The organism is Hymenobacter sublimis (assembly GCF_023101345.1).
Lineage (GTDB): Bacteria > Bacteroidota > Bacteroidia > Cytophagales > Hymenobacteraceae > Hymenobacter > Hymenobacter sublimis.
Window position 1 is genome coordinate 1,327,891 of the sequence record NZ_CP095848.1, and the last position, 16,518, is coordinate 1,344,408.

At 60.0% G+C, this 16,518-nt stretch carries 13 protein-coding genes and 1 tRNA gene; 12 read left to right on the forward strand and 2 right to left on the reverse strand.

What is annotated here, in order from left to right; translation table 11 throughout:
* The first annotated feature begins 58 nt into the window (after positions 1–58).
* The 7 genes from MWH26_RS05625 to MWH26_RS05655 all read left to right on the forward strand — a co-directional run bounded on the left by MWH26_RS05625 (position 59) and on the right by MWH26_RS05655 (position 7,711).
* The gene (locus MWH26_RS05625) at positions 59–688 is read left to right on the forward strand and encodes a polysaccharide deacetylase family protein (protein ID WP_247976419.1); all 630 of its coding nucleotides are present in this window, start codon (positions 59–61) and stop codon (positions 686–688) included.
* A gap of 49 nt (positions 689–737) precedes the next feature.
* The gene (locus MWH26_RS05630) at positions 738–1,838 is read left to right on the forward strand and encodes a glycosyltransferase (protein ID WP_247977061.1); all 1,101 of its coding nucleotides are present in this window, start codon (positions 738–740) and stop codon (positions 1,836–1,838) included.
* A 288-nt stretch (positions 1,839–2,126) separates the two neighbouring features.
* Positions 2,127–4,430, forward strand: a complete 2,304-nt coding sequence (locus MWH26_RS05635) for a glycoside hydrolase family 3 C-terminal domain-containing protein (protein WP_247976420.1) — start codon at positions 2,127–2,129, stop codon at positions 4,428–4,430.
* A 227-nt stretch (positions 4,431–4,657) separates the two neighbouring features.
* Positions 4,658–5,437, forward strand: coding sequence for a TatD family hydrolase (locus tag MWH26_RS05640; protein ID WP_244695669.1), 780 nt, complete (start codon positions 4,658–4,660; stop codon positions 5,435–5,437).
* Positions 5,438–5,594: 157 nt separating this feature from the next.
* A complete protein-coding gene (locus tag MWH26_RS05645) occupies positions 5,595–6,689 on the forward strand; it encodes an asparaginase (protein WP_247976421.1) in 1,095 nt (364 codons plus the stop codon).
* Between the two features lie 68 nt (positions 6,690–6,757).
* Positions 6,758–6,845 (forward strand) — tRNA-Ser (locus MWH26_RS05650).
* Positions 6,846–7,006: 161 nt separating this feature from the next.
* Complete coding sequence (locus MWH26_RS05655; protein WP_247976422.1) at positions 7,007–7,711, forward strand: dihydrofolate reductase family protein; 705 nt, start codon at positions 7,007–7,009, stop codon at positions 7,709–7,711.
* Between the two features lie 143 nt (positions 7,712–7,854).
* On the opposite strand, the gene MWH26_RS05660 is transcribed toward MWH26_RS05655, so the two are convergent.
* On the reverse strand, positions 7,855–8,148 hold the full coding sequence (locus tag MWH26_RS05660; protein WP_247976423.1) for a hypothetical protein: 294 nt from the start codon (positions 8,146–8,148) through the stop codon (positions 7,855–7,857).
* 238 nt (positions 8,149–8,386) lie between these two features.
* Here MWH26_RS05660 and MWH26_RS05665 point away from each other — a divergent pair, with 238 nt between their 5' ends.
* From MWH26_RS05665 to MWH26_RS05680, 4 genes are all read left to right on the forward strand, one after another.
* On the forward strand, positions 8,387–8,719 hold the full coding sequence (locus tag MWH26_RS05665) for a hypothetical protein (RefSeq protein WP_244695672.1): 333 nt from the start codon (positions 8,387–8,389) through the stop codon (positions 8,717–8,719).
* A 387-nt stretch (positions 8,720–9,106) separates the two neighbouring features.
* Positions 9,107–9,754, forward strand: a complete 648-nt coding sequence (locus tag MWH26_RS05670) for a (2Fe-2S)-binding protein (RefSeq protein ID WP_247976424.1) — start codon at positions 9,107–9,109, stop codon at positions 9,752–9,754.
* A gap of 5 nt (positions 9,755–9,759) precedes the next feature.
* A complete protein-coding gene (locus MWH26_RS05675; RefSeq protein ID WP_247976425.1) occupies positions 9,760–10,743 on the forward strand; it encodes an FAD binding domain-containing protein in 984 nt (327 codons plus the stop codon).
* Between the two features lie 138 nt (positions 10,744–10,881).
* Positions 10,882–13,221, forward strand: coding sequence for a xanthine dehydrogenase family protein molybdopterin-binding subunit (locus tag MWH26_RS05680; RefSeq protein ID WP_247976426.1), 2,340 nt, complete (start codon positions 10,882–10,884; stop codon positions 13,219–13,221).
* Positions 13,222–13,343: 122 nt separating this feature from the next.
* Here MWH26_RS05680 and MWH26_RS05685 read toward each other — a convergent pair whose 3' ends face one another.
* Positions 13,344–14,846, reverse strand: coding sequence for a S8 family peptidase (locus MWH26_RS05685; protein WP_247976427.1), 1,503 nt, complete (start codon positions 14,844–14,846; stop codon positions 13,344–13,346).
* A 322-nt stretch (positions 14,847–15,168) separates the two neighbouring features.
* Here MWH26_RS05685 and MWH26_RS05690 point away from each other — a divergent pair, with 322 nt between their 5' ends.
* Positions 15,169–16,359 carry an XdhC family protein gene (locus MWH26_RS05690; protein ID WP_247976428.1) on the forward strand — a complete coding sequence of 397 codons (1,191 nt, stop codon included), beginning with the start codon at positions 15,169–15,171 and terminating at the stop codon, positions 16,357–16,359.
* Positions 16,360–16,518 lie beyond the last annotated feature (159 nt).

Consider the following 16,518-nt stretch of genomic DNA (forward strand, 5'->3'; position numbering starts at 1 on the left):
ATCGAAACTGCCGGCTGATAACTGATAATCAGGAGCTAAAACCAACTGCTTTTCTCTTATGCATCTGTTCCGAATGCCGGCTTTGGTGCGGCGCCTGCTGCCCGACTGCCTCTGGCAGATGCCCGCTACTGGCCCGCCTACGCTCTACCTCACCTTCGACGACGGCCCGATTCCGGAAGAAACGCCCTTTGTGCTGGAGCAACTGGCCCGCTACCAGGCGCACGGTACGTTTTTCTGCGTCGGCGACAACCTGCGCCGCTACCCTGAGGTAGCCCGCGCGGTGCTAGCCGGCGGCCACCGGCTAGCCAACCATACCTACCACCACATCAGCGGCTGGAGCCACTCCCGCGCCCATTACCTGCAGGATGTAGCTCGGTGCCAGGCCTTGCTGCAGGAGTTTCAGCCCGAAGGCAGACCCCTGTTGCGCCCACCATATGGCCGCATTACCCTTCCGCTGGCGCGCTTGCTCCGGCCTACCCATCAAGTAGTTATGTGGGACGTGCTGACCTGTGACTACGACCCCGACTTCGCCCCCGAGGCCTGCCTGCAAGCGGCCATCCGGCACTCCCGGCCCGGCTCCATCGTGGTATTTCACGACAGTGTGAAGGCTAGCAGAAACTTGCGCTACGTGTTGCCGCGCTACCTGGCTTACTTTGCCGAGCGGGGCTACCGCTTTGCTGCTTTGTAACAAAAGGGTAAGGGAGCCCGCCTGTTTTCCTGGCCGATTTGTGCGCCTTATGCTTTTTCTGACGCTGTATTTTACCGCCTGGTTTGCTTTGCTGACAACCGCCGTGGTGCTGTTTGCCCGCGCGCGGGGCGCGCAACCGGGTGCAGTGCCCCAGCCCCTGCCCCGGGTGAGCATCCTGCTGGCGGCCCGCAACGAGGAGGCGGCCATTGCTCGCTGCCTGCACGCCATCCGGGCTCTGCATTACCCCCCCGAGCTACTCGAAGTGCTCCTCGGGGATGACGGGTCCACGGACCAGATGGCAGCCGTGGCGGCGGCGGCCATGCAAGGTTACGCCGGTTCATTTCGCGTGGTACCTATTACCGATACCCTGGGCACGGCCCGCGGCAAGGCCAACGTGCTGGCTCACCTCAGCCGCGTCGCTACCACTACCTACTTCTTCATCACTGATGCCGACATTGCCGTGCCGCCTACCTGGCTGACGGGTCTGCTGGCCCACGCCCAACCCAGCGTGGGCATTGTAACGGGCCTAACGCTGGTGACCGGGCCGCGGCTGTTCCACCGCCTCCAGGGCCTCGACTGGCTGATGGCCCTGGGTTTGGTCCAGGTTGTCACGGACCTGGGCCGGCCCGTAACGGCCATGGGCAACAACATGCTCGTAACCCGCGCCGCCTACGAGGCCACCGGCGGCTACGAGCGGCTACCCTTTTCCGTCACCGAAGACTTTGAGCTGTTCAAAGCCGTGCTCCGAGCGGGATACACTTCCCGCAACCTGTACCGACCCGAAATCCTGGCCGAGTCGCTGCCCATGTACTCGTGGCGGGGGCTGCTGCACCAGCGGCGGCGGTGGCTGCGCGGGGTGGAGGCCTTGCCCACTTGGCTGAAAACCTGCCTCGGCCTGTACGGCTCCTTTTACGTGCTGCTGGCCGCGTTGGCTGCTGTAGCAGGGCCAGCGGCGGCCCTAAGTGTGTGGCTAGGCAAGGTGTTGGTACAGGGCGCGCTGGCGGTGCTCTGTTTCCGACGGGTAGGCCGCCGCGCCCCGCTGGTGCTGCTGCCCGCGTTTGAGCTCTACACGATTTTCCTGACCGGGAGTCTGGTGGTGTTCCGGCTACTGCCAGTATCCTTCAGCTGGAAGGGCCGGCAATACCGCTAAAAGTTGATTGTTTTTTAACCGCTCGGCTTTCGCGGCTCAGCTGCAAACAGGGTGGCTACCTACCCGCGCTACGTGTGCGGTAAGTGTGTAAAGGTGCCCGGAAAGTTGCCTGACGGGCATAAGCGTCGCCTTTCGGAAGTGGATTTTCCTGCCCGCTGCCAATACCTTTGGCTACATTCGGTGGCAGCACAAGCCGGTAAGCCTAGCTCCAGGCCAAACCAATCTGGCCGCTTTTACCGGCTGGCCCACCTTCCCACCTTTACGTTCCACCGCGCGTTTCTCAGCTGTATGTTCCTCCCATTTTCACCCACTTCCCGGGCCGTGCTCATGGCGGCCTTGTTCTGCGCCACTACCCACATAGCCACGGCCCAAACGAAAGCCACTACTGCTCGCCCGGCCACGGCAGCGGCGAAAAGCACTGCCGCAATGGGCCCCAACCGCCAGCAGGCCCTGATGGGCAATGAGGCTAAAATTGACCAGCTGCTCAAAAAGCTAACCCTGGAAGAAAAGATTGCCATGATACACGCCACCTCCTCCTTCAACTCAGGAGGCGTGAAGCGGCTTGGCATTCCGGAAATGGCAACCTCCGACGGCCCCCACGGCGTGCGCCTGGAGCACGGCCGCGACTGGAAGCCCGACGAAGGCGTAAACGACTCGGGTACCTACCTGCCCACCGGCAACACCCTGGCCTCTACCTGGAACCCCGAACTGGGCTATGCCTTTGGCTCGGTGCTGGGTAGCGAGGCGGCCTTCCGGGGCAAAGACATCATTCTGGGGCCCGGCATCAACATTGTGCGCACGCCCCTGAATGGCCGCAACTTCGAGTACCTCAGCGAAGACCCCTACCTCGTGTCAAAGATGGTGGTGGGCTACATCCGCGGGGTGCAGGACCAGGGCGTGTCGGCCAGCGTGAAGCACTACGCCGCCAACAACCAGGAGGAACACCGCAATGACATCGACGTGTACATGAGCGAGCGGGCCCTGCGCGAGATTTACTTGCCGGGCTTCCAGGCCGCTATTCAGGAGGGTGGGGCTCATACCCTAATGGGCTCCTACAACAAGTTTCGGGGCCAGTACGCCACCCATAACGCCTACCTGATGAACGATATTCTGAAGGGCGAATGGGGATTCAAGGGATTGGTAATCAGCGACTGGGGCTCGGTGCACGACACCCAGGAAGGCCTGCGCAACGGCACCGATCTGGAAATGGGCACCGACCTTTCCCTGATGTACAACAGCGTCGATCAGACAGCCAGCCAGGTAAAGCCGGAGCAGATGCCCAGCCTCTACGACCGGTTTTTCTTTGGTACGGCCGCCCTGGACGCGGTGAAAAAGGACAAGTCGTTAGAGCCCCTGCTCGATGACAAGGTGCGCCGCATTCTGCGCGTGATGTACGCCACCAACATGCTGGATGGGGCCAAGCGCAAGCCGGGCGCCTACAATACTCCCGCGCACCAAGCTACGGCCCGTAAAGTAGCGGAAGAAGGCATTGTGCTGCTCAAAAACGACGGCAACATTCTCCCCCTGAAGAAAACAACTAAGACGTTCGCCGTCATTGGAGCCAACGCTACCCGCGAAAATGCCCTGGGCGGCGGCAGTTCCCAGGTAAAGGCCAAGTATGAGATTACGCCGCTTCAGGGCCTGCAAAAAGCCCTAGGTTCCCAGGCCACCATTACCTACGCCCCCGGCTACAAAATTGCCCGTAACCAAAAAGCTGATCCGCAGCTAATCGAACAGGCCGTGGCCGCCGCCAAAGCCGCTGACGTAGCCATCATTGTGGGGGGCGCTACCCACGGCTACGACTACAAAGTGTGGGCTGATAACGCCTACGACGCGGAAGGCTACGACAAGCCCGACATGAAGATGCCCTTCGGTCAGGACGAGCTGATTCAGGCCGTGCTCAAAGCCAACCCCAACACCGTGGTGGTGCTGCTGGGCGGCGGCCCCATTGACGTATCGGCCTGGGCCGGGCAGGCCAAGGGCATTGTGGAGGCCTGGTACCCCGGCATGGAAGGCGGCAACGCCCTGGCCAACATTCTGTTCGGTGAGGTAAATCCCTCGGGCAAGCTACCCTTCACCTTCCCCGTGAAGCTGGAAGACTCGCCGGCACATAAACTAGGCGAATACCCCAGCACCCCTGGTAACCCGCTGAAACAGACTTACAAAGAGGATATCTTTGTGGGCTACCGCTACTTCGATACCTATAAAGTTGCCCCCCAATTCGCCTTTGGTCACGGCCTGAGCTACACTTCCTTCGATTACGGCAAGCTAACCGTGCAACCCGGCAAACAGTCTGCCACGGTCAAGGTCACGGTGCGCAACTCGGGCAAGGTAGCCGGCGCCGAAGTGGTGCAGCTCTACGTGCACGACGACCAGGCCAGCGTAAAGCGGCCCGAAAAGGAGCTGAAAGCCTTCCAGAAGGTCTTCCTAAAGCCCGGCGAATCGAAAACCCTGACCCTGAACTTGGGTCCTGACGCCTTTCGCTACTACGACGAGGCCAAGAAGCAGTGGGTACTGGAACCCGGAACCTTCAAGCTACTAGTCGGCAGCTCCTCCCGCGACATCCGCCAGACGGGAGAGGTAAAGCTGTAGATTGGTGAGTTGTCTTGGCCAGGAGGCACGAAAAAGCCACCCCTCCTGATCAATTCCTTACTCCCTAAGAAGTGACAAGCCCTTGACGCTACCATACGTCAAGGGCTTGTCTCGTTAGAAGGCTGGTCAGATGGAGGGGCAGGATGGCCTCGTCCTGTGTCCTGGCCAGGAGGCATCCTTCACCGTTTCACCCCCTCACTATCTCACCGTTTCACCACCTTTGCGGCATGCAACTTTCCGATTCGCACGCCCACGTTTACTCCGAGCAGTTTAAGCCCGACCAAGATGAGATGCTGCTGCGCGCCTTTGAGGCCGGAGTCCGGACCATCTTCATGCCCAACATCGACCATACCAGCATTGACCCCATGCTGGAAGTGGAAGCCAAATACCCTACCCAGTGCTTTGCCCAAATGGGCCTGCACCCCTGCCACGTCACCCGCCAGTTTGAAAAAGAGCTGTACGAAGTGGAAACGTGGCTTAGTCGCCGGCCCTTTGCCGCAGTAGGGGAGTGCGGCATCGATTTATACTGGGATAAAACCCACCTCCAGGAGCAGCAGGAAGCCCTGCGCATTCAGGTAGCCTTAGCCAAAAAGCACAACCTGCCCCTGGTACTCCACACTCGGGAGGCCTTCCGTGAAGCCGCCGACATCATCACGGCGGCTCAGGATGGCTCCCTGCGCGGGGTGTTTCACTGCTTTTCCGGCACGAAGCAGGAAGCGGAAGAAGTGATTCGGCTGGGCTTCAAACTTGGCATCGGTGGGGTCGCCACCTTCAAGAACGGGGGCCTCGACAAAGTGCTGCCCGGTATCAGTCTGGAGCACCTGCTGCTAGAAACCGACTGCCCCTACCTAGCGCCCATTCCTCACCGGGGCAAGCGGAACGAGCCCGCCTATCTGCCCCTGGTGGCCCGCCGAGTAGCCGAAATCCTGGGCAAGGACGCTGAAGAAGTAGCCGAGGCCACTACCCGCAACACCTTGACCCTGTTTGGGGAAGCAGCGCAGGGGTAGGGAAGACCTCGTGGGCGTAGGCAGTGGCAGAAGGGGCTCATTTGCTGGGCCAGCACGCTCCATGCTGACGCCAGTCGTGTCCCTTTCAGCTGTACCACGCCAGACAAAGCCTGAACGAGGTTGCCTAACTTGACGGCCAGTTCAGATTGTTCGTTTGATGCCCTCCACCACCCAAGCCACCCACCCCTTGTCTACCCCTGCGCTGCCCCTCCAACCCGACAAACCCGAAACGGCCATTCTCGTCATTTACACCGGTGGTACCGTCGGGATGACGTATAACCGGCGCGGGGAATTGGTACCCATGAATTTCGAGCAGATTCGGAAGAAGATGCCCGAGCTGCGCCAGCTTAACATGCGGGTGGAGGTTACCAACCTCGGCGAGCCCATCGACTCCAGCAACGTAACCGTGGCCGACTGGCTGCGGCTGGCGGCTCTGATCGAGGAAAAGTATGCGCAGTATGATGGTTTCGTGGTGCTACACGGCACGGATACCATGGCCTACTCGGCGGCGGCGCTGAGCTTCCTGCTTGAGAATTTAGGCAAGGCGGTAGTGTTTACCGGTGCTCAAGTGCCGGTAGGCCGCATCCGGACCGACGCCCGCCGCAACCTAGTTACGGCCCTGGAAATGGCCGCCGCCCGCCACCCCGTGGTGGGCACAGTGCGCGTGCCTGAGGTGTGTGTCTTTTTTAATGACTTGCTAATCAGAGGAAACCGGGCAAAAAAAGTCGAAAGCCAGCAGTACAATGCTTTCCGCTCCGAGAACTACCCACCCCTGGCCCGGGCCGGCATTGAGCTGGATTTCAACGACAAGCAGATTCGGATGCTGCCCGCCGCCCACCTACGTGCCCACCAGTACCTCGACGAACAAGTAACCATTCTGCGCCTGTTTCCGGGGCTAACCGAGCGCATGCTGCGCGCCCAACTGGAAGCCGATGGGCTGCGCGGCTGCGTACTTGAAACCTACGGCTCCGGCAATGCGCCCACGGCTCCTTGGTTTCTCAAGGCCCTGCGCGACGCCACCGAGCAGGGCGTATTTCTGCTGAACGTGAGCCAGTGCGAGGAGGGCCGGGTAATGCAAGGTCGCTACGAAACCAGCGCCTACCTCACCGAGCTGGGCGTTATCGGCGGCGACGATATGACGGTGGAAGCGGCCATTACCAAGCTCATGTTTGTGCTGGGCCTCAAGCAGAAACCCGCAGCTACCCGCCACCTGCTCAGCCAGGACCTGCGCGGCGAAATCACCATAATCTGAGCTTTAGCGCTACGGGGCTTGCGTATCCGGAAAATCGGGTGTTATTTTGCGCCACTTCCCCGCATCCTAGAGAGGTGTCCGAGTGGTTGAAGGAGCACGCCTGGAAAGTGTGTATGGGTCTAAAGCTCATCGTGGGTTCGAATCCCATCCTCTCTGCTGAAAACCGCATTTCGTTGTAGAAATGCGGTTTTTGTTCTTTCTACGGGTGGAGCCGGGCCGCAGTGGTGGGCTGTTGTGGGCGGGACTCGTCCGGTGGGTTGGGTACTTATTAGGAAGTTGCTGGGCCACGGCGGCGCACACTCCGTTTAAGGCATACTATGAAACGACCCCACGTAATCTGCCACATGATGTCCTCCGTGGACGGAAAGATTCTGTCTGCTAATTGGCAGGACGAAAAGCTAACCGACACTTTCGCCGGATACTTCGAGAAGTACCACGAAACCTTTACTAGCCAGGCTTGGATGTGCGGGCGCGTGACCATGGAGCGGGATTTCTCCGGCGGCGTGCAGCCCAACCTGCAACCTGCCCCGCACCCAATTGCGCGCGAGCCCTTTGTTGGGGATGCCCAAGCTACTTCCTTTGCTGTGGCGGTAGATGCGCACGGCCGCCTCGGCTGGGACGCTAATACCACCGGCGGCGACCATATTGTGGAAGTCCTCACTGAACAAGTAACCGATGACTACTTGTACTATCTGCAACGCCAGGGTATTTCCTACCTGTTTGCCGGCCGCACGGAAGTTGATTTTGCTTTGGCCCTGGAGCAGCTAGCGGCGCTGTTTCCCATTGAAACGCTGATGCTGGAGGGCGGCGGCCACCTAAACGGTTCCCTACTGAACGCGGGTCTGATCGATGAGCTGAGTTTGTTACTGCTGCCTATTGCCGATGGCACGCCCAAATCGCCAACCACATTTGAAGTAAGCGACTACCTACGCAAAGGTCCAGCCACGCGCCTGCACTTAACCGAAGTGCAGCAGCTCGACAACGATGTGGTATGGCTAAAATATAGCTTTCAAGCAGTCTAGAGGCAATAAAATCACGTTTCGGGAGCAGAGGTGCTGACCCAAACGAGATTGTGCATAAGCTTGGTGTATCATGCTAACTACGGGCGAGTTCTGCTCAGGAAGTCGCTTTCCGCGTCTACCAGATAGGCTTACCCGTAGTTAGATTACGCTGTCACGGCTTCCTCAATGGCTTCGGCTATGTCAATTTCTTCCAGGGGAGGGACGGGGGCAAAGCGCGATTCGTGGAAGTTGGCTTCTGGAAAGCCCGGCGCTACCCCAGCATTATTGATTTCCGCTAGGGTAATGCCGTAACCGCGGTGCGTATCATAAACGCCGCGCACGGTGTAGATAGGCCCACGTTTGGGCGTCTGAATATTGGGGTTCTGCACCAATAGCACGGTAAAATCATCGTTAGTACAGATAACTTCCTGCCCAGGGTGGAATAGTGGCGGTTTCATGCCCCGAAGATACGGCGCACGGCCAGCAGTAGCTTTCCTGATAGCAAGAAGCGTGTACTTAACAGAGCTACCTGCTCCGGGTTACAGCAAGGCTTCCAGGCTAAACTGCTACATCGCCAAGCTCTTTTTGTAAAGTATTTTATTGCTATTTATTATCGGTTTTGAAATATACTGCGTATACGCATCGTACTAGGCTGACTCTCTGCCTGAACTTCATCCATCACCTAACTTCCTTCCTATGAAACAGACGCAGATTTCCACCTGGTCCGTTCGGTTATTCACAGTACTGTTCTGCGCCGGAGCCGCGCTGTCGTCCTGCTCCAGCACCAGCACCGATTCGCCCTCAGGCACGGGCACTGATGCAACTACTAGCGGCTCTACTTCGGGCTCTACTACTACCGGTACTACGTCTGGCAGCACCAGCGGCTCCACGACCATGGGAACAACTAGCGGCAGCACTACTTCGGGCACGAGCACAGGTACTACCGCTGGTAACACTACTGGCACCACATCGGGTACTACCACCGGCACTACTTCGGGCTCCACTACTTCGGGTACCACAACCCGCTAGTAGCGTTTCCTACAGACAACAATGTACACAGGCCGAAATTCGCATTGCGCGAGTTTCGGCCTGTTGCGTGAAGCAGAAGACCATTGAGTACACTTCGGCAGCCTTCTGAAACCTTCCTGTCGTTGTGGCCTACCCTAGAGGTAGTCCCCAGGCTTTTGGCGCCACCACATGGGTAGGTATCAGATTAGTGGTCAGAGCGCTACCTGTCAGCATAATAACTCATGTAGGTACCTGAACAATACACCACGCAGTACGTATAGGCACAACAGGCCCTGGGCTGCCCAGCTACTCTGTGTTTTGTTCGGGTGGTACGGGCCAACAGCGTAGCAAACGGTGGGTGTCTTTTCCGGGTGGTGTGTAGTGTACGCTTTTAATCTATCTACTTCTATGTCGACATTTCCCTCTCCCGACAGCCCGGACGAGATTCAGCCCGAGCCCCGGCCGGAGGACGGCACACGCCGCTCCTTTATGAAACAGGCCGGCGGCATCTTAGGCCTGGCCCTGGCCCCACCCTTGGTCAGCCAGGCCGAGCGCCTGACGGCCTTCTCCAAAACCGTGGAGGGGGTATCGGCCATCAAGTTGAACGTCAACGGCACTGTGCGCACGATCCACGCCGAGCCGCGCGTGACCCTGCTCGATGCCCTGCGCGAGCGGCTGGATTTGACCGGCACCAAGAAGGGCTGTGACCACGGCCAGTGCGGGGCCTGCACCGTGCACGTGGAGGGGCGCCGTACCCTCTCGTGCCTGACGCTGGCCATCATGACCCAGGGCAAGGAAATCACCACCATCGAGGGCCTGGCCCAGGGCGAGCAGTTGCACCCTATGCAGCAGGCTTTCATTAAGCACGACGGCTTTCAGTGCGGCTACTGCACCCCGGGCCAGATCATGTCGGGCGTGGCCTGCATCCGAGAGGGCAAAGCCGGCTCCGATGCGCAAGTGCGCGAGTACATGAGCGGCAACCTCTGCCGCTGCGGCGCCTACCCCAACATTGTGGCCGCCGTGCGCGAAGTGGCCGGTCAATCAGCTAAAGGCTAAGCCCCATGAACAACTTCAGCTACACGTCAGCCGCTTCGGCCAAAGAGGCCACGGCCCTGCGCAAGGACACGCCCCAGGCCGCCTACATTGCCGGCGGCACCACGCTGCTGGACCTGATGAAGGCCAACCTGCAGCAGCCCCCGCAACTCATCGACCTCAATCGGCTACCCTTCCGCGGCATTGAGCAGACCAAGGACGGACTGCGCATCGGGGCGCTGGAACGCATGAGCGACGTGGGCGAGCACCCGCTGGTCCAGCAGCAGGTTCCGGCCCTGTCCGAGTCGCTGCTGCTGGCCGCCTCCCCGCAGCTGCGCCACATGGCCAGCATTGGGGGCAACCTGCTGCAGCGCACGCGCTGCGGCTACTTCCGCGATGCGGCCTTTCCTTGCAACAAGCGCGTGCCCGGCTCGGGCTGCCCGGCCCTCACGGGGGACCACCACAACCTGGCCATTCTGGGGGTAAGCGAGAGCTGCATTGCCACCTCCTACCCGGGCGACCTGTCCGTGGCTCTGGTCGCTTTCGACGCGGTGCTGACGCTGCAAAACCAGAAGGGCAAGCAGCGGCAGGTGTCGCTCACGGACTTCTACCGGCTGCCGGGCAACACGCCGCACCTGGAGACGATACTCGAGCCCGGCGAGCTGATTGTGGCCGTGACCATCCCCGCAGCCCCGCCCGCGCAGCGCTCCACCTACCTGAAGGTGCGCGAGCGTAGCAGCTACGCCTACGCCCTGGCCTCGGCCGCGGTGGGCCTGGAGGTGCAAGGGGGTAGCATTCGCGCGGCCCACGTGGCGCTGGGCGGGGTCGGGGCCCAGCCCTGGCGCAGCCGCGCGGCTGAGCAGGTGTTGACCGGGGCGCCGGCCACCGAGGCTACCTTCCGAGCCGCGGCGGCGGCGGCGCTGCAGGGGGCCCAGCCCCGGGAGCACAACCGCTACAAAGTGGAGCTGGCCCAAAACACCCTAGTACAGGCCTTGATGAAAGTGGCGAGCTAGGCACTACCCTTTCTGCCTAGCCGGCACATGGGGCGCTTGCCGCAAAACTCCTTTATTCTCAACAACGGCGGCAAGAACAAGAGGCCAGCTTCTGGCACTCAGCGTCGTTGTTTTATCTGCATTACGCTCCACTTTCTCATGGATACCGAACCCGCATTTTTTGAAACGAACCCCAAGGCTGGCTCGGTAGGTCAGCCGTTGGATAGGGTAGATGGTCGGGCCAAAGTGACGGGTCAGGCTCGCTACTCGGCTGAGTTCAATAGCTTGCCTGGACTGGTGCACGCCGTGCTCAAAACCAGCGACGTGACCAAGGGGCGCATTCAGAGCATTGATGTCAGTGCGGCCCTAAAGGAGCCGGGCGTGCTAGCAGTTCTGACCCATCAGAACCTGCCCAAACTGGCCAAAACCCCCAACGATGCCGACGGTAAAAAGGCCATTGGCGCGCCCATGGGCTTTCTACCGCTAACCTCAGATCAGGTGCATTACGCGGGCCAGCCGGTGGCCATTGTTGTGGCCGATACCTTGGAGCGTGCCCAGCACGCGGCAACCCTGGTGCGGGTAAACATTGCCGCTGAGAAGCCCTTAGCGTCCTACGCCGACCCCCGGGCGGAGCTGTTTGATCCGCTGAAGGTGCAGGACGGCAAAACGCCAGGTCACACTGTGCGCGGCAACCCAAAGGCGGCCTTCGCAGCGGCCCCGGTGCAGCTCACGCACACCTACGTGCACGCCATCAACCACCACAATCCTATGGAGCCGGGTGCTACCACCGCCCATTGGGAGGCCCCCGACCGCCTCACGGTGTACGAATCGACGCAGGGCGTAACCCGAACTCAGAAGGCCCTGAGCACCATGCTGGGGCTGGCCGCCGAACAGGTGCGGGTTGTGACGAAGTACCTTGGTGGTGGCTTTGGGTGCAAGGGCTCCTCCTGGCCTCACACGGTACTAACGGTGCAGACGGCCAAGGCTGTGGGCCGGCCGGTGAAGTTGGCCCTCACCCGTCCGCAGATGTTCACTAGCATGGGCCACCGCGAAGACCAGACCCAAACCCTGAAAGTGGGTGCCACCAAGGAAGGCAAGCTCTTGGCCCTCATCCACGAAAAAACCTCCACCACTTCGCCCTGGGACAACTACGCCGAGCCCAACAGCCGCATCATCAACCTGCTCTACGCCTGCCCCAACTTTGAGGCAACGTACCAGCTGGCGCGGGCTGACGTGATGACATCTACGTTCACGCGGGCCCCCGGTGAAGCTCCCGGCTCCTTTGCCATTGAGTGCTCCCTGGATGATTTGGCCTACCAGTTGGGCATTGATCCGCTGGAAATCCGGTTGCGCAACTACGCTGACAAGGACCATAGCACGGGCAAGCCCTGGTCGAGTAAGAGCCTGAAGCAGTGCTATGCTCGTGGGGCCGAACTATTTGGCTGGAGCAAGCGCAACCCTCAGGCTGGAGCTACCCGCGACGGCCGCCTGCTAGTAGGCTGGGGCATGGCCACGGCTTCCTACCCCGTACACAACAACCAGGGTACCGCCCGGGTCCGCCTATATGCCGATGGGCACGCGCTGGTTCAGACTGGCGCCACCGACCTCGGCACGGGCACGTACACCGTCATGACCCAGGTAGCGGCTGATGCACTGTGGCTTACCCCCGACAAAGTGCGCTTCGAGCTAGGCGACACCAAGCTGCCCACGGCCCCGAACTCGGGCGGTTCGGTGGCGGCGGGCACAGTGTCGTCGTCTATTTATATGGCGGCCCAGGACGTGTGGCAGAAGCTTATTAAGCTGGCAGTAGCCGATAAAAAGTCGCCGCTGTTCCGGGCTAAGTCCGCTGATGTGATGGTAGAAAATGGCCGCTTAGTCCTTAAAAACGACAAGAAGAAGGGTGAGGATTTTGCTACCCTTATGAAGCGCAACGAAACCACCGACATTGAGGGCACTGGCAATGGCAAGTACGGAGCCGGCTATGAGTCGGGCCTAGCCGCGGGGCCTGCCGACTCCGGCCACCAAGACGACATGGCGGGCCACTCCATGCATTCATTTGGGGCGCACTTTTGCGAGGTGAAAGTAGACCCCGAACTAGGTACCGTGCGCGTTACGCGCTGGGTGAGTGTGCACGGCGCCGGCCGCATCCTCAACGCCAAAACGGCTCGCAGTCAGATAATTGGGGGTAGTATTTTCGGCATCGGCTCGGCCCTGATGGAAGCTACTAAGCGCGACCAAAATTTCTCGCGCTATACCAATTCTAACCTAGCCGACTATCACATTCCCGTCAATGCAGACATTCCGGATATGACCGTAGAGTTCGTAGAAGAGCACGACCCTTACATCAACGCCATGGGCGTGAAAGGTATAGGCGAAATTTCGATGGTAGGCGTGGCCGCTGCCGTGGCTAACGCCGTGTTTCACGCCACCGGCAAGCGCATCCGCAGCCTCCCCATCACGCCAGACAAAGTGCTGGAAACGAAAATGGTACAGGCGTAGCGCGTTAGAAATTACCTGGCTAAGTAATGCTGCTTTGGCAATAGTAGCACAACAAAAAGGCCGTTCCCGATTGGGAACGGCCTTTTTGTTGACTCATTAAGCGGGTGCCCAACTAGTTATTCTTAGTTAGCAGGCTGCGTTACGGCGCGGTAGGCATTCACGCGGCCGTAGCCGTAGAATGGGTCGCGGCCGGGTTTGCCGAGGTCATCAGCCGAGGCGCGCATCGTGGCCCGAACCTGAGTTGGGTCCATCTGGCCCCCGTTTTTGCCTACGATAAGAGCGGCCACACCGGCGGCGTGCGGGCCGGCCATGCTGGTGCCTGCCGACCAGCTGTAGCGGCCCAGGCTGGTGCAGCTGAAGACCATGTCAAAGGCGAAGGCATACTGACGTACGCCAGCTACCGTCACAATCTCGTTGCCAGGATACTCTGAATCGCCGCCGGGAGCAGCGAAGGTTACGTCGGAGGTGCCGTAGTTCGTGTAGGAAGCTACCCGGTCGAGCGTGGTTGACGGATTCAGGGCCCAGCCCAGGGGACCGGTAGCCGAAATCGAAATAACGCTGGTAGCGCCCGAAGGAATGTGCATCAGGTCCTGGTCGCGCTGGCCATTGTTGGCGTCGTTACCAGCCGAGGCAATTACCGTAACGCCATTCTTGGTAGCGTAGGTAGTAGCCTTGCTGATGGCTACCAGCAGCTCCTGAATTTCCTTGGTTTCGTTTACCCAGGTATCGTCGGAAGTATCGTTGGGCGTGCCGTTGTCGTCGCGGAACTTGCTGTTGCGCGGAATAGCAGCGCCCAGGCTCATGTTAATTACGTCAGCCTGCTTCGATACGGCGTAGTAAATACCCTGAATCATCCAGGAGAAGGAGCCTGAGCCACCATCACGTAGCACTTTCACCAGCAGCAACTTGGCATCCGGGGCTACCCCAACTACACCAATGTTGTTATCAACGGCGGCAATAGTGCCGGCCGTGTGCGTGCCGTGGCTGAAGCCAGAGCCTACGAACTGGGCCTTCTCCCCGGTCACAAATGACTCGGCGCCCACAATGTTAGCTTTCAGGTCGGGGTGGGTTAAGTCAAAGCCACCGTCGAGCACTGCTACTAGTGCGCCCTGGCCGCGGGCCCCGGTATTCCAAGCCTCGGGAGCCTGAATGGCCGTGTGACCCCACTGCAGCGGGAAGAACCGGTCGTTGTCGCCGGTGCTGGCGGGGTTGGTGTTGTCGGCGTCCTGCACGGCCTCTACTCCGCGGGCAGCCTCGGGGTTGTAGCCCTGGTAGCTAAAGTCGTGAATAACAGAGCGTACACCCGTGATGCGGCCAGCTTTAGCTGCGAAATCAGGGTCAGAGGAAGTGGCTAGGGCTAGGCCAGCTCCGGGTAGTTGTTCAGTAAGGGTACCGTTGGCCGCCTGGGTCTGGCTAGCCAAATCGGCCGGCAGTTGGTCCGTAGACGAGAGGATGATATAGTGCTGGCTGCGGCGTACTACCGTTTCGGAGTTGGCAGTAGCGGCGCTGCTGAGGCTATTCTGGGGCTCGGCCACCCGAATATCCTCTTTGCTGCACCCAGCTAATAGAACGAGACCAAGGCTCAATAAAGAGAAAGAGCGGAGCGTCGTGGATGATTTTAACATGAAGTAGTAGTTAAGTGGGATAGTAAGTTGGTAATACTAATTCAAACTATTGGTAGTATCAGACTAATAAATAAAATTTTACACATAGAGTATTGCATATTTTAGGTTTAAAACATCTGGTATTCAGCTTGGTTTACTTCTGGTTTGCCCACTGTTACTAGTGGGGTAAGCACCCTGCTTCTAGTAGGCTGAGGGCTCAGGTAGCTAACTTACCTTGCTTGCGCCGCGTACTCCCTGCTAACCCTTCGGGGCCGACTAGCTTGCCCACGACCTTTCGAAACCCGCTGCTGCCCGACCAGCGTCACACCCTGCTTCTATTGTCATGACTGAACTTCAGCGCCTGTTGTGCGCCTACGATGACCACCGCGCCGCGGGCCGGGCCTGCGCGTTGGCCTCGGTGGTTGATGTGGCCGGCTCCGCCTACCGCCGCCCCGGCGCCCGGATGCTCGTGACAGACGAGGGCGTGTTAACCGGGGCCATTAGTGGGGGCTGCCTAGAAGGCGACGCCCGCCAGCGCGCCCGCCGTACCATTCAGCAGGGTCGCCCCACGGTCGTAACCTACGACTCCACGGACCCCGACGACGACCTGCAGTTTGGGGCGGCGCTGGGCTGCCAGGGCATTGTGCAGATTCTGCTGGAGCCCCTCGATTTCCAGAATCCCAACAACCCCGTGGAGCTGCTACGCCGTTGGGCCGAAGGCGTAGAAAAACCCGCCGTGGTTGCCACAGTATTTGGCGTAGCCGGGGCGGCAGCCGGGGTTGAGGTGGGCCAGCGCCTGTTGCTTACCTCAGGCGGAGCCGCTCAAGGCACGCTGCCTGCCCAAGCTGCGCTGTATCAGTCAATTTTAACCGATGCTCACGCTGCCCTTGCAGCAGCGCAACCTGCTACCCGCCACTACCCCGTGGCAGCCGGCACGGTGCGCGTGAGTTTGGAACTCCTACGGCCCCCGGTGCGCCTCACTGTGTACGGAGCCGGCAACGATGTGCAGCCCCTAGTACGGTTGGCGGCCGGGCTAGGCTGGCGGGTGCATGTGGTGGATGGGCGCCCGGCTCAGGCCCAGCCGGCTCGCTTCCCGGAAGCCGAAGTGGTGCGTGTGCTGCCCCTGGCGCAGGTAGGGGAGGAGCCCCATGACGGCAGCTTCGCTTTGCTGATGACCCACAACTATTACTACGATTTGGCCGTGCTGCGCCACTTGCTGCCGCCAACCACTACCCGCTACATTGGGTTGCTGGGGCCGCGCAAGAAGTATGAGCGCCTGCTCGATGATCTGCGTCAACACGAGCCCGATGCGGCTACGTTGCTCCAGGGCCGCATTCATAGCCCCATTGGCCTGAACTTGGGTGCCGAGACGCCTGAGGAAATTGCCCTTTCCATTGTAGCCGAAATTCAGGCGGTGCTAACTGGTCGGCCGGCCGGCTTCCTTCGCGACTCGCCCCATCCCATTCATCCGCCCCTGCGCGCCGACGGGCCGCTCGTGACTGAGGGCCGGGTTGATGCGGTGTGTGGCTTGTAAGAGGGTTGGCGCTTGCAGCCTTCATTCCGCTGGCTATACTTGGTTCTTACTCAGTTCCGTGTGCAGCAGAAATAACTGAGTAGCGCTATTAATATTTCTCCTAGGATGGGCTCCGGCTAAAAGGCCCGACAGATAAAACAAGCCCGCTTTTCAACCTCC

Bases quoted from the DNA above. Each gene is read 5' to 3' on its own strand.
- MWH26_RS05630 (WP_247977061.1), top strand. From the start codon at position 738: ATGCTTTTTCTGACGCTGTATTTTACCGCCTGGTTTGCTTTGCTGACA.
- MWH26_RS05635 (WP_247976420.1), top strand. From the start codon at position 2,127: ATGTTCCTCCCATTTTCACCCACTTCCCGGGCCGTGCTCATGGCGGCC.
- MWH26_RS05675 (WP_247976425.1), top strand. From the start codon at position 9,760: ATGAACAACTTCAGCTACACGTCAGCCGCTTCGGCCAAAGAGGCCACG.
- MWH26_RS05690 (WP_247976428.1), top strand. From the start codon at position 15,169: ATGACTGAACTTCAGCGCCTGTTGTGCGCCTACGATGACCACCGCGCC.
- MWH26_RS05625 (WP_247976419.1), top strand. From the start codon at position 59: ATGCATCTGTTCCGAATGCCGGCTTTGGTGCGGCGCCTGCTGCCCGAC.
- MWH26_RS05670 (WP_247976424.1), top strand. From the start codon at position 9,107: ATGTCGACATTTCCCTCTCCCGACAGCCCGGACGAGATTCAGCCCGAG.
- MWH26_RS05665 (WP_244695672.1), top strand. From the start codon at position 8,387: ATGAAACAGACGCAGATTTCCACCTGGTCCGTTCGGTTATTCACAGTA.
- MWH26_RS05660 (WP_247976423.1), bottom strand. From the start codon at position 8,148: ATGAAACCGCCACTATTCCACCCTGGGCAGGAAGTTATCTGTACTAAC.
- MWH26_RS05655 (WP_247976422.1), top strand. From the start codon at position 7,007: ATGAAACGACCCCACGTAATCTGCCACATGATGTCCTCCGTGGACGGA.
- MWH26_RS05640 (WP_244695669.1), top strand. From the start codon at position 4,658: ATGCAACTTTCCGATTCGCACGCCCACGTTTACTCCGAGCAGTTTAAG.
- MWH26_RS05680 (WP_247976426.1), top strand. From the start codon at position 10,882: ATGGATACCGAACCCGCATTTTTTGAAACGAACCCCAAGGCTGGCTCG.
- MWH26_RS05645 (WP_247976421.1), top strand. From the start codon at position 5,595: ATGCCCTCCACCACCCAAGCCACCCACCCCTTGTCTACCCCTGCGCTG.
- MWH26_RS05685 (WP_247976427.1), bottom strand. From the start codon at position 14,846: ATGTTAAAATCATCCACGACGCTCCGCTCTTTCTCTTTATTGAGCCTT.